This window comes from Ectothiorhodospiraceae bacterium BW-2 (assembly GCA_008375315.1).
GTDB lineage: Bacteria > Pseudomonadota > Gammaproteobacteria > Thiohalomonadales > Thiohalomonadaceae > BW-2.
On the sequence record CP032507.1, the window covers coordinates 2,584,059 to 2,597,448 of the forward strand.

General features: G+C 54.4%; 10 protein-coding genes and 1 pseudogene. 6 read left to right on the forward strand and 5 right to left on the reverse strand.

The window, feature by feature from the left end:
• A complete protein-coding gene (locus D5085_12415; GenBank protein ID QEP43855.1) occupies window positions 1-3,018 on the forward strand; it encodes a hypothetical protein in 3,018 nt (1,005 codons plus the stop codon).
• 44 nt (window positions 3,019-3,062) lie between these two features.
• Here D5085_12415 and D5085_12420 read toward each other — a convergent pair whose 3' ends face one another.
• From D5085_12420 to rsmA, 3 genes are read right to left on the reverse strand one after another with little or no spacing between them, the layout of a single operon-like run.
• Complete coding sequence (locus tag D5085_12420) at window positions 3,063-4,418, reverse strand: YihY/virulence factor BrkB family protein (GenBank protein QEP43856.1); 1,356 nt, start codon at window positions 4,416-4,418, stop codon at window positions 3,063-3,065.
• Entirely contained in the window at window positions 4,415-4,933 is a 519-nt protein-coding gene (locus D5085_12425; protein ID QEP43857.1) for a hypothetical protein, read from the reverse strand. The genes D5085_12420 and D5085_12425 overlap by 4 nt, the downstream gene beginning before the upstream one ends.
• Complete coding sequence (gene rsmA, locus D5085_12430; protein QEP43858.1) at window positions 4,930-5,721, reverse strand: 16S rRNA (adenine(1518)-N(6)/adenine(1519)-N(6))-dimethyltransferase RsmA; 792 nt, start codon at window positions 5,719-5,721, stop codon at window positions 4,930-4,932. The genes D5085_12425 and rsmA overlap by 4 nt, the downstream gene beginning before the upstream one ends.
• A 137-nt stretch (window positions 5,722-5,858) precedes the next feature.
• Between rsmA and clpA the strand changes: the two genes are divergently transcribed.
• The gene (gene clpA, locus D5085_12435; GenBank protein QEP43859.1) at window positions 5,859-8,120 is read left to right on the forward strand and encodes an ATP-dependent Clp protease ATP-binding subunit ClpA; all 2,262 of its coding nucleotides are present in this window, start codon (window positions 5,859-5,861) and stop codon (window positions 8,118-8,120) included.
• A gap of 63 nt (window positions 8,121-8,183) precedes the next feature.
• On the opposite strand, the gene D5085_12440 is transcribed toward clpA, so the two are convergent.
• Entirely contained in the window at window positions 8,184-8,402 is a 219-nt protein-coding gene (locus tag D5085_12440) for a translation initiation factor IF-1 (protein QEP43860.1), read from the reverse strand.
• Between the two features lie 113 nt (window positions 8,403-8,515).
• The gene (locus tag D5085_12445; protein QEP45153.1) at window positions 8,516-9,874 is read right to left on the reverse strand and encodes an MFS transporter; all 1,359 of its coding nucleotides are present in this window, start codon (window positions 9,872-9,874) and stop codon (window positions 8,516-8,518) included.
• A gap of 178 nt (window positions 9,875-10,052) precedes the next feature.
• Between D5085_12445 and D5085_12450 the strand changes: the two genes are divergently transcribed.
• The 4 genes and pseudogenes from D5085_12450 (at window position 10,053) to D5085_12465 (ending at window position 13,383) form a co-directional block, all read left to right on the forward strand.
• Window positions 10,053-11,426: a S41 family peptidase gene (locus D5085_12450; GenBank protein ID QEP43861.1), complete on the forward strand. Its 1,374-nt coding sequence runs from the start codon at window positions 10,053-10,055 to the stop codon at window positions 11,424-11,426.
• A 3-nt stretch (window positions 11,427-11,429) separates the two neighbouring features.
• Window positions 11,430-12,320 carry a divergent polysaccharide deacetylase family protein gene (locus D5085_12455; GenBank protein QEP43862.1) on the forward strand — a complete coding sequence of 297 codons (891 nt, stop codon included), beginning with the start codon at window positions 11,430-11,432 and terminating at the stop codon, window positions 12,318-12,320.
• Window positions 12,260-12,367: pseudogene (locus D5085_12460) on the forward strand (DJ-1 family protein). The gene D5085_12455 and the pseudogene D5085_12460 overlap by 61 nt, the downstream one beginning before the upstream one ends.
• Before the next feature lie 71 nt (window positions 12,368-12,438).
• A complete protein-coding gene (locus tag D5085_12465; protein QEP43863.1) occupies window positions 12,439-13,383 on the forward strand; it encodes a hydroxymethylbilane synthase in 945 nt (314 codons plus the stop codon).
• Window positions 13,384-13,390 lie beyond the last annotated feature (7 nt).

The window sequence follows — 13,390 nt, forward strand, 5'->3', positions numbered from 1 at the left end:
GTGAAGCTATTTAACAGACAGATAGGTATTGCACTCATTGATGCGGTGATGGCAATGGCTTTTACCTCCATTGGCGTGCTGGCGTTAACCAATTTGCAGCTCAATTTAACCTCCTCTAGTGGTGAGTCGCAGTCTCGTAATGAGGCGATGCTATTAGCGCAAGAGAAGATTAACGATGTTCGCAATCTATTTACTGTCAACGAGTTTGGAACATATAACCCAACAACGAATACCTTTACGGCCAACTTTGCCTGCACTGCCAATGAGTCTGTGACTCGTGGTTTTACAACCTATGATCGTGACTGTAGTTATACCCCGGAAGTGGTCAATGGTGAGGTCAATCGGGTGCTACTAACCGTTGATGTTAACTGGAGTGATCGCGCGGGTGACACCCAGACAGTGACTCTGACCGGTTATGTGACCTGGGATAATCCTACCGCCGACACCTCTGTTAGTGACGGCACCGGCGGCGGGGGGATCTCTCCGCCTACGGGGGATGGTTACCTTAAGAAAAATGTCACCGAACCTGATAGAGGGGAGATGGATGCTGCCCGAGATGGAATGCGTATCTATAAAGAAGATGGCGGGTTTAAAATATTTACCGATACCGATAATAACGATGAGGGGTGGACGCTTATCTCATCAGAAAAACTATTAATTATCTCTGGGGAGATCTCCAAAGGGGGGGCAACCAGTGATGCGTTTATGGAGAAGATTCGCGTGATGACCTCAGATGCGGGTCTATGTGCTTTTCAATGGGTCAATGACAGTGTCGGCGAGGCCTATCTCTGCATCACGCCAGAGAGTTGGTATGGCAATCTGGGGGTCATCTCCCGTATTACCGAAGGTGGACAGGGAAACAAGTATAAATATACTGTCTGTAGTGGCTCTATTGAGTATGAAACGAACGATGCGATTATTACCCATCCACTCTTTACGACCGATATATTGGGGATGCAGCGCTACTACAGTTATAGTGACGATGGCGATGAGGGTAATGATGTGTTAACGGGGTTAACTTCGGCACAGTCAGACGATATCTTTATCGGTGAGTTGACGGAGCAGAACTTTAGTGTCACCGGTTCTGGTACCTCTTGTGCGATTAGCACTAACTCTGGGGCCACTATTCAGTTAGAGCTACTCATTACGCCTAACCATACCGGTGGCGAGACGGTCACGATTACTTCAGTCGCTGCGAATGGTCAGCTCTGTACTTTAGAGGGAGAGGCCGGTGGCGTGTGGGATTGGGCTTGTACGGCAAGTCGCGCTAGTGCTATCGATCTCGTTGTTAAGGGCGAAGATGCACCTGGTCCGACTAAGGCGTGTGATGCAAACGCCTCAATTGAGAGTGTCTTTGTCGTGGAAGATTTTACGGCAAATCTCTCATACAACTGCAATAACGGCTCCTCTAGTAACATAGTCCTAAAACTCTGTACCCTCGACACGCCAGAGGGGTGTGTGACCGAAGCGCAGTGTGGCTCTGTTAACGCGGTGTGGGATGCGGCGGCTTCCCCACAATGCGCTGCGGTAAACGACTGTAGTGCCGCGACACTGAGCTACTGTACCGATGAGAGCGAGCCTAGCTGTACGAGCGCTGGCGGTTACTGGAACGGTAGTAGCTGTGAAGCGTCGTTGCAGTTAGCTTGTGAAGGGGCAGGAGGGACTTGGAGTGACTCCCCGGCAGGTTGTGAGACGCAAGTAGTCATTGAGGGGGGCTACACCCTTCCGGCAGGTAAAACACTCTCTATTAGCATGGAGGGGGAGAGTGTTGATGGTAGCTGTGCCATTAATGAGACGGATAACAGTTACCGTTGCACCGCAATTTTGACCAGCAGTTACCGTTGGGATGGCACGCTAAATGCCAGTGGAACTGGGCTTAACTGCCTTTACAATGGTAGTCAGACCTTTACTGAGTTGTATGGCGGGACGACTTCAGGAGCGACCATAGGATGCGTGAACCTAGGTGGAAGCGCTGTGATCAGCGGTAGCTACTCGCTTCCTTCGGACAGCAGCTCTCTGGCTCTCTCTATGAACGGGGAGAGTGGCTACAATAGTGGCGTTTGTGAACTCGATGCGGGCGCTGCAACCTATCGTTGCGAAGTGACCTATGAGGGTGCCGCGTGGAGTGGCTCGGTGGCGGTAACCAGTGCCGTTGATGGTGCCAATGTTCTCGCTTGTACTTCAGCGACTCAGACCTTTACTGGTGTGACGGCAACGGCCAGTGGCAGTGCAATTAACTGTCTGCTGCCAGGAGGTACGGTGGAGATAACCGGAAATTATAGTGTTCCTAGCGGCGATACGCTGCAACTGAGCATGAGTGGTGATAGTGGCTATAGCGCCGGAACTTGTCTTATCGATAGCCCATCGGTAGGTCAATATAGCTGTCGTGCCGACTATAGTGGCGCTGATTGGAGTGGTACGGTGACCGCCTCGACGACAGGAGGGGTTAGCTGTAGCAATGCAAGCCAAGCCGTTACCGAGCAATCATCCAGCGGTGCCACTGTGGCGTGTAAAAATATTGCGACAATTTCTGGGAACTATGCCACAGATGGAGCTATTCCGACATTGACTATCGAGGGGGGGGGTAGTTGTAGTGCCGTCTCGGGGGGATACTCTTGTAGCGTGAGCTTTACCACGGCTACTTGGAGTGGTGATATGAATGCTACCGCAGCAGGCCTAACCTGCGAGCCGGCAACACAATCGTTGAGTGCGCTGGCCCATGGCGACTATTCGGGTGCGGCTATCACCTGTTCTAGTCCTAATGTCTGTAGTGCTGCTGTGGCTGATGCGCCGTACTGCTCGACTAAAACAGCGTGTGATACGGCAGGGCACTGGTGGGATAAGAGTGGATCGGGCTGCTCTGCCATAGCACCAACCACTTCGGCGAGTTGTGGTGGCAATGACTATAGCTGGGAACCCAATAATAGCACCTGTTATCGTACAGTGAGCGATAGACAAGCTCGCTGTACTAGTGTGGGAGGTAAATGGAATTCGGCACAGAACAAATGTAATAAATAGGCTTATTTATGAGGCTTGCGACTCTTTAGCAGCCGCTAGAGACTCTATACCCAGCCACGCCCATCGATACAGGTTCGTAGTGAAAAATTATCAGCGGCTAACTGACTAAAATTTAACGCCCCTAACCGCTCTTCCCTCGCCTCACTTAACGAACTAAATAGCTGCGCGATAGCCGACTCGTGCGCTAACCAAGTGGGGGGAGGGGTATCGTTGCTATCGACAACCTGGAGAAAGTGGTTTAACTGCAACTTCTCTGGGGCGGTGGTTGGCAGATAGCCCTCCGGCTCTTCACGGCAGGTGGCGATAAAGCCGTAGCTGAGCAGTTTTTGCAACAGCAGCTCTAGTAGATCACGCGGCAGTTCGCTCTGCTGATTGAGCTCCTCTAAGGTAATCGGCGGGGCCTCACTCTCAAAACGACGCACGATAGAGACCATAAGCAGTACCATGAGCTGGCGGTAGGCGAGACCGCGCGGCAGAGTGAGCGGTTCACGCCGAATTTGGCGTGGATATTGGATATAGTAGGCGATTTGGGCACCGATGAGCAGAATCAGCCAGTTAAGATAGAGCCAAATCATAAACAGAATGAGAATCGCCAAACCGGAGTAGATGGCGGCATAGCTAGTCGCACCAGCGGCAAAGTGGCCGAAGAGCAGGCCGATACTCTGCCACAACCCCCCCGCAGCGGCTGCACCGAGTAGCGCCGGTCGCAGCCCGATGCGAGTATTCGGGATAAACAGATAGATAAAAAAGAAGGCGGTGGTGACAAACAGAAACGGAATCAGTTTGCCTAGTAGCAGGATAAGGGTACCGAGCGCCTCCATCTCCAGTAACTGCTGCACGATGGTATGGTTACGAATCGAGGCGCTCATCCCCATCGCGGAGAAGATTAACACCGGCCCGACCATAATGACACTTAAGTAGTCGGAGAAGCGGCGCACAATAGTACGAGGCTGTTTGACGCGCCAGACATAGTTGAGCGCCTGCTCAATTTTTTGTACCAACGAAATGACGGTAAAGAGCAGAATCGCCAGCCCGACCGAGCCGAGAACGCCGACCTTCATCCGTTCGACAAACTCCAACACCCGATTAATAATCTCCACCCCCATCTCCCCCATCGGGGCGACAAAGTTAATTAACATCGGTTCAATCTGATTATGGACTCCGAACGCTTTTAGCATCGAGAAGCTGACCGCCAACAGCGGCACTAAAGATAGTAAGGTGGTATAGACTAGACTCATGGCGCGTAGATTCAGCTCACCGATAAAGATATCGCGTCGCAGCACCCACAGCAGTTGCAGCAGTTGAGTGGCGAGGCGCTGCGGTCGTGGCTGCTCGGCCGGATCGGCGTGCCAGAGCCGCTCCCAAAAGGTCGGTTTAGTGTGGGGGTCAGTCGGTGTCATGGTTGGAGGGCACCTGTTAATGGCTCTTGTTGTCGTAGCAGCCAAGTCGGCTCCAGTTGAGGGGTAATTAAGCGGTAGTGTAATAGCCACTGGCGGGCATCATCTGCATCGACGGCAAACCAACGCAGCGGCGATCCTAACCGAAACGAGTAGCCCCACTCAACCATATCGGCCATGAGTCGGGCACGACCGTAGCCGGGGAGCTGTGCTGCTAATAGCAGCGCTAAAAAATTGACCGCACTCTCCTCTAACTCATCGCCGCCTGCATTGGTATGGAGCTGTTGCCGCCGCTCAGGCGCCATGCAGATATAGTGTCCGGCCTCATGTAGCAGCGAGTGGAGGGGGGTGTGGCGGTGAAAATAGAGCCGATTAGCGATTAGCCCCGCCTCGGGGTAGCCGAACCAGCTACCGGGGATAGCGGCGCTATCGACCTGCTGTAGCTGGAGCGAATAGCGATGAAATAGCGTCGTGAGCGACTGCGGCTGCAGGGCTAGATAGTGGCCGACGCTCATCATGGGGTGGGTAGGCTATCTAGGGCGAGAGCTAGCGTTACATAGTCGGCGACCGATACATTATCAGCTCTTAGAGTCGGATTGATGCCGAGCTGCTCTAGTTCAGCGACACTAAAGAGCGGTTTTAAGGTGTTGCGGAGTGTCTTGCGCCGTTGGTTGAAGGCGCATTGGGTGACCTGCTCTAGGAGGGTGCGCCTAACCGACGGAAAGGGCGGATCGCGATAGGGGATGAGGCGAACAATGGCCGAATCGACCTTCGGCGGGGGGGTAAAGGCGGAGGGGGGGACGGTGAAGAGCTGCTCGATCTGGCAATAGTATTGCACTATGACCGAGAGGCGACCATAACTCTTCCTCCCCGGAGCAGAGACTAGCCGTTCCACCACCTCTTTTTGCAACATAAAGTGCATATCGATAATCTGTTCTCGCTGGGCAATAAGGTGCAGAATGAGCGGGGTAGAGATGTTATAGGGGAGATTGCCGACTAGTCGCAGCGGGGTCGGCCATCGGCCATCGGCTAGATCGAGCTTGAGGGCATCGCCACTATGGAGCTGTAGCTGTGAGGAGGGGAACCGCTGCTGTAGATAGCTGACCAGATCGCGATCAAGCTCAATGGCGTGGAGTGAGTCGAGATGGGGCAGCAGCGCGGCCGTCAGTGCGCCGCGACCGGGGCCGATCTCCAGCAGACTCTCCTCGCGACGGGGAGAGAGTGCCGCGACGATAGCCTCAAGCGTGGCCGTATGGTGGAGAAAGTTCTGGCCGAAGCGTTTGCGGGGGCGGTGGATGAGTGTCATGATCTTAGCGTGGCTATTTGAGTAACAGCCATTATGGTGGCTACCCCTTTAAAGTCAACAGGTGGTTTTATTTGGAATCGCTTTAGGGTAACCTCACTCTATAGCTCTACTATCTACCCATTTGTCGAGGAACTGCTGTGTTAAGTCGTGAACTTGAGTTAACTATTAATCGTACCTTCCACCATGCCCGCACCGAACGCCACGAGTTTGTGACGGTGGAGCATCTGCTGCTATCGCTGCTAGACAGCCCGATGGCGGCTCCCATTTTGCGTAGCTGCGAAGCCAATCTCGACCAGCTACGAGAGGAGCTGTCGCTCTTTTTAAGCGAAACCACCCCAATTTTGCAAGATAAGGAGCAGGAGACCCAGCCGACACTCGGGTTTCAGCGGGTGATTCAGCGGGCGGTGTTTCAGGTGCAATCCTCTGAACAGAAGGAGGTGACCAGCGCCAATGTCTTAGTGGCGCTCTATAGCGAGCGCGAATCGCACGCGGTCTATCTGCTAGAGCAGCAAGATGTGACTCGGCTTGATGTGGTGACACTCCTCTCCCATGGCGTTGATAGCACCGAACAGGAGCCGCAACACAGTGGTGCCGAGGAGGAGGGAGAGGAGGAGGAGGTCAAAAGCAATCCGCTGCTCAAATACGCCGTCTGCTTAAACGATTTAGCGATTGAAGGGGAGATCGATCCACTCATCGGCCGACAGCAGGAGCTAGAGCGGATGACCCAAATTCTCTGTCGGCGGCGTAAAAATAACCCCCTGCTCGTCGGCGAAGCGGGGGTGGGTAAAACGGCGCTAGCCGAAGGGTTAGCGAAGAAGATTGTCGATGGTGAAGTACCGGAGGTTCTAGCTCAAGCGACGATCTACGCACTCGATATGGGGGCGCTACTGGCCGGAACGAAATATCGCGGCGATTTTGAGAAGCGACTGAAAGCTATTTTACAGCAGCTAAAGGGGGAGCCGGAGTCGATTCTGTTTATTGATGAGATTCATACGATTATTGGGGCCGGTTCGACCTCGGGTGGGACGATGGACGCCTCTAATCTAATTAAACCGATGCTCGCCTCAGGGCAGTTGCGCTGTATCGGCTCGACCACCTATCAGGAGTTTCGCGGTATTTTTGAAAAAGATCACGCCCTAGCACGACGATTTCAGAAAGTCGATATTCCTGAACCGTCTGTCCCTGAGACAGTAGAAATTTTACAAGGGCTTAAGAGTCGCTTTGAGGCGTTTCATCAGGTCAGCTATCTGGATGAGGCGCTACAGCAGGCGGCGGAGCTCGCCTCACGCTATATGCATGAGCGCCACCTGCCCGATAAAGCGATCGATGTTATCGATGAGGCGGGGGCGAGAGAGCGGATGCAGCTACCTGCGGCGAGGCGGGAGACGGTCGGCGTAGAGCAGATTGAAGCGGTGGTCGCCAAAATGGCGCGTATTCCGCCACGCCAAGTCAGCCGCTCTGATAAAGAGGCGCTACGCAATTTGGAACGCGATCTTAAACTGATGATCTTTGGTCAAGATCAGGCGATACACTCGCTCGCCACAGCGATTAAACTCTCCCGCTCCGGCCTTGGTAGCGAGCAGAAGCCGGTCGGCTCGTTCCTGTTTGCCGGCCCGACCGGCGTCGGTAAGACCGAAGTGACCCGGCAACTGGCCAAAACGCTTGGAATTGAACTGATTCGGTTCGATATGTCAGAGTATATGGAGCGCCACACCGTATCGCGACTCATTGGCGCTCCTCCTGGCTATGTCGGCTTTGATCAAGGCGGTCTATTGACCGAGGCGGTGACCAAAGAGCCCCATGCGGTGCTGCTGCTCGATGAGATCGAAAAGGCCCACCCCGAACTCTATAACCTGCTGCTACAGGTGATGGATCATGGCACCTTAACCGACAACAATGGTCGTCAGGCCGATTTTCGGAATGTGATTGTCGTCATGACCACCAATTTAGGGGCCGAATCGCTCGCTAAACGCTCTATCGGCTTTAGCGAGCAGGATAATAGCAGCGATAGCATGGAGGCGATTAAACGCCACTTTACCCCTGAGTTCCGTAATCGGCTCGATGGTGTGATTCAGTTTAAGCCGCTTGATGATTCGACCATTTTGCATGTGGTCGATAAGTTTCTCATTGAGCTAGAGTCACAATTAGAGGCGAAAGGGGTGACAATGCGCTACGATGAGTCGGTTCGTCACTGGGTCGCGCAACGCGGTTTTGATAAGAGCATGGGCGCTAGACCGATGGCGCGTACGATTCAGGATGAGGTAAAACGGCATCTTGCCGATGAGCTGCTATTTGGAGCGCTAGAGCATGGCGGCGAGGTCGATGTGACGGTGGAGAGTGGCGAACTAAAGTTTACCATTCGTGCGGCCAAGGCTAGCACCGAGGCGGTTAGCGCCTAAGCGGCTCGTAGCAGGAGAGGGAGAGTAGCACAGCGCTACTCTCCGTTGAGAGCTCTTAACAGTTTAACGGGAACGGAAAGTGATCCGCCCCTTAGAGAGATCGTAGGGGGTCATCTGGACGGTAACCTTGTCACCGGTCAGAATCCGAATGTAGTGTTTACGCATCTTGCCGGAGATATGGGCTGTGACTACATGGCCATTCTCCAGTTCAACCCGAAATGTGGTATTAGGTAGCGTCTCAATGACGGTACCTTCCATCTCAATGCCTTCTTCTTTTGCCATACCTTAAATAAATAAACTTGGTTCAAATTAACAGTTAGGGAGGGAGGGGGAGAGTCGTGCACCAACCGATTTTAAGGGCGCGGATACAAGACAAGCGGGGGATTATGCTACATCTACGGGGTAAATTCAAAAACTTTGCGCTCTAAGGCCGCCTCATCGATCTGTTTACGATCAATTTTAAGATAGGCACTCTCATCGCTGCCATCGACTTCAGCCTCAACGACCCCCTCTAGCTCAAGTAGCTGTTGGCGTAGCAGATCGGCCTTTGCGACTGAGAGCGGGCCGACATGGAGAATTAAACTGCTGATATAGGGCGGTTCAGCCATTCCCCGAGCTAGCAGTAGCCATAACAGTAGCGGTAGGGTGGTCGCCCAAAAGAGACCGTGATCGGCGAAATGGTGGTGCAGTAGTCCACCAATGAGGCCCCCGCAGAAGGCACCAAAGAATTGACTACTCGCAAAAACGCCCATGGCACTCCCCTTGCTCGCAGGGGGGGTAAATTTGCTCACTAGCGAGGGCAGCGTCGCCTCTAGCAGATTAAACGCGGCAAAAAAGAGCCCTAGCAGCCCCCCTAGCAGAACGAGCTGATTATCGACGACGCCTAGACCGATCTGGCTTAGCAGTATCACAGCGATAGCCGCGATAAAGCTGCCTCGTAATCGGCGGCGCTTCTCGGCCATAATAATAAACGGGATCGTGACGGCCATCGCCAGCGGCAGGATAATCCCATAGAGCTGCCAGTGATCACTGCCGGCCAACCCCCCCGAAACCAGCCGTAGCGGCAGGGTGACAAAGGTGGCCGTGAGGACAAAATGGAGCACAAAAGCGCCACTATTTAGCCGAAACAGCTCTCTGTCACTCATAATCTGCCATAGTCGAGCGGGTTCGACCTCGGTATCGTGATGAAATCGCTGTCTAGGAGGGGTCGGCACCGCCCACCAGACAATCACCATGCCGACTGCAGCTAGCAGCGCGGTAAGATGAAACAGCCCCGCAATACCGATAAAACGGCTCAGTAGCGGCCCAGCGACCATCGCGACAATAAAGGCAATGCCGATGGTGGTGCCGATTAGCGCCATCGCCTTAGTGCGGTGCTCATCGGCGATAAGATCAGACATGAGCGCCATAATGACAGCGGCGATCGCGCCGGCTCCCTGTAGGGCGCGGCCAACGATTAACATCTCGATAGAGCTTGACCAAGCGGCGACAAGGCTACCGCTAGCAAACAGCAACAGTCCGAGAATAATCAAAGGCTTACGACCAAAACGGTCTGAGGCGATACCAAACGGGATCTGTAGCAGCGCCTGAGTCAGACCGTAGCTGCCGATAGCTAGGCCGATGAGTAGCGAGGTAGCGTGCTCCCTCTCAGCGGCAAATAGCGCTAACAGCGGCAGCAGCATAAACAGGCCTACCATACGAATGGCGTAAACAGCGGCGAGGAGGGTTGCTACGCGCCGTTCGGTAGCGCTCATGGCAGTTTGAATCACAGTGAGTTCTCTTACAGTTAATCGTGGATAAATCGTCGCTAAATAGTCATCGCCATTTTAACAGATTTTTAATGAGTATCGCTTTCGTCTTTATCCCTCTGCCGAAACACGGTACACTGGCGATTAGTTAACAGATTAGCCAAATTGGGAGCAGTTGATTTCAATGATACGATCCATTCGCCACCTTTTGCCACTTATGCTGGGTATCTTAATCGGCACGGTGTTAACCGTAGGGACTACCGTTCTGGCCGACAGAAGTGAGAGCAGCCTTAGTGGCCATCTACCGCTGGAGGAGCTACGCGCCTTTAGTGAAATTTTTGCCAAAGTGAAACAGAACTATGTTGAACCTCCTGAAGATAAAGAGCTGATTGAGGGGGCGATTCGTGGCATGTTAGCAGGACTCGATCCCCACTCCGCCTACCTCAATACCGAAGAGTTTAAAGAGCTGCAGGTCGGTACTAGCGGCGAGTTTGGCGGGCTCGGTATCGAAGTGACGATGGAGGATGGCTTCGTTAAAGTCGTCTCACCGATTGATGATACACCAGCGGAGCGGGCGGGAGTGCAGGCCGGTGATGTCGTGATTCGTCTTGATGAGACGCCGGTGAAGGGGATGAGCCTCTCGGAGGCGGTGAAGATGATGCGCGGCAAGCCGGGTACCGATATTGTCCTGACAATTGTACGGGAGGGGGAGCAGAAACCGCTCTCAATTACCATTACCCGTGATGTCATTAAGGTGACCAGTGTCAAGAGCCGTCTGCTCGATGAGGGTTTTGGCTACATACGGATAACCAACTTCCAGACCCGCACCGCCGAGCAGATACGGGAGAAGCTAGCCGAGCTTAAACAGCAGAGCGAGAGTGAGCTGCGGGGGCTAGTACTCGATCTACGCAATAACCCAGGTGGCGTGTTAACGGCTGCGGTGGGGGTCTCCGACGCCTTTTTGCATCGCGGGCTGATTGTCTATACCGAAGGGCGAGAGGAGGGATCGAAACTACAGTTTAGCGCCAAACCGGGCGATATTCTCAACGGGGTGCCGATGGTCGTGCTCATTAATGGCGGCTCTGCCTCCGCCTCCGAAATTGTTGCCGGAGCGCTGCAAGATCACAAACGGGCGGTGATTATGGGCGATACCAGTTTTGGCAAGGGATCGGTGCAGACTATCTATCCGATGAGTAACCAATCGGCGGTCAAAATCACTACCGCCCGCTACTACACCCCCTCTGGCCGCTCGATTCAGGCGCTGGGGATTGAGCCCGATATTTTGGTACGACCGCTGCGCATTGAAGCCGATGAGGCGGAGTCGGAGCAGAAACTAGATCGTTTAAGCGAGGCGAGTCTTAGTGGCCATCTCGAAAACGGTGACGAGAAGGATCTGAAGGCCAGAGAGCAGAGCAAAGAGGCGAAGATCGCCAAAGAGACCGATTTAGCGCGAAAAGATTTTGTGCTACATGAGGCGCTCACCCTGCTACGAGGCTTGCAGATTCTGCGTAATCAGGGCCACCTGTTGCCGTGCAATAGTGAGCTGGAGAGCTGCTAGCTTATAGCGCCTCTCGTGAGCTACCTCTTCGTTGTACTGCTAGTTAGCCTCTGGCTATCTACCTTAGCGGTCGCGCACGGCACCAACCTGCCCTCTGTTGAGCAGCTATTACAGCCGCAGCTGTTGCAGCAGCTGCGCCAGCTATCACACCGACCACAGGTGGCGATTATTATCGACGATTTAGGCGATAATCTGCGTGAGGGTCAGCAGGCGATCGGGCTACCGGGGGCGTTGACCTATGCGATACTGCCACACACCCCCCACGCCGAAGCGCTGGCAATATTGGCCCACTGCTCCAATAAAGAGGTGATGCTGCACCAGCCGATGGAGGCGCTCAACGGCAAACGGATGGGGCCGGGGGGGATCGATAGCGCGATGGATCGCACCACGATGCTCAACACCCTACAGCAGAATCTACGCTCGGTTCCATACGCCCGTGGGGTCAATAACCATATGGGTAGCCGCTTGACCAGTAGTGAGGCGAGTATGGAGCAGTTTATGCAGCTACTCGCCCAACTTAGGCCGCAGCTCTACTTTATCGATAGTCGCACCACCGCCGATACGGTCGCTCTGCTGAGTGCAAAACGGCACCAGATCGCCTCAACCCGACGCAATATCTTTCTTGACCACACCCCGACCGAGGGGGCGATAACGCAGCAGTTTATGCGTCTAATCGCCCATCTTGCCCGTGAGGGGAGCGCTATCGCTATCGGCCACACCTATCCGCAGACAACAGCAGCGCTAAAGCAGTTACTGCCGCTGCTAGACTATTTGGGCATCGAGCTGGTGGCCACTTCCCGCTTAATTGAGACTCAACAGAGGAGAGATCCGCTATGGCAAGCGTCCTTATCCCGCTCGCCCCCGGCTGCGAACAGCTTGAAGCCGTCACCATAATTGATCTTTTAGTTCGCGCCGGCGTTGAAGTGGTGAGCGCGACTTTGATAGAGTGGTACCCCCCTAGGGGGGTTACCCTCACGCTGATTGAACGATACCCCGATGCAGGAGCAGGTGTGTGACACAAATAGTTAAAGTAGCGACCCGAGATAGCCTGTTAGCGCTATGGCAGGCGGAGTTTGTCGCCGCAGCGCTACGGCACTGCCATGGCGATCTTAAGGTGGAGCTAGTGAAGATAAAGTCGCGGGGGGATAAAATTCTCGATACCCCGCTAGCTAAAATGGGCGGCAAGGGGCTGTTTGTCAAAGAGCTAGAGGAGGCGATGCTAGCAGGAGAGGCCGATATTGCGGTACATTCGATGAAAGATGTGCCGATGGAGCTGCCAGAGGGGCTTGAGCTAGCGGTGATCTGTGCTCGCGAAGATCCGCGTGATGCCCTTGTCTCGACCGAGTTTGGGTCGCTAGATGCGCTACCACAAGGGGCCATCGTCGGTACCTCTAGTCTGCGGCGACAGGCGCAGTTACTCCACTACCGCCCCGATCTACAGATTAACTTTCTGCGCGGTAATGTGCAGACCCGACTGCGAAAGTTGGATGAGGGTCACTATCAGGCGATTATTCTGGCCGCTGCCGGCTTAAAACGGCTGGCGCTAGCGCACCGCATCGCCGAGCTAGTGCCGATTACGACACTGCTACCCGCTGTCGGTCAGGGGGCGGTCGGGATTGAGTGTCGCGCTGAGGATGAGAGAGTTCGGCGGCTACTCGCCCCCTTAAATGATCACCCGACCGCACAGCGGGTGCTAGCGGAGCGGGCGATGAACCAGCGCCTGGAGGGGGGGTGTCAGGTGCCGATAGGGGGGTATGCTGAGATCGATCATGGGGTGATTCTGCTACAAGGCCTAGTGGCGGCGGTAGATGGCAGTGAAGTGGTTCGGGGCGATATTAGCGGTCGTCCCGAAGAGGGGGAGGAGTTAGGTCGGATACTGGCCGAAGATTTACTCGCGCGGGGGGCGGATAGGCTGCTGCGGGCGGTCGGTCTCGGAGAGGCTATCTCTGAACGATAGGGGCACG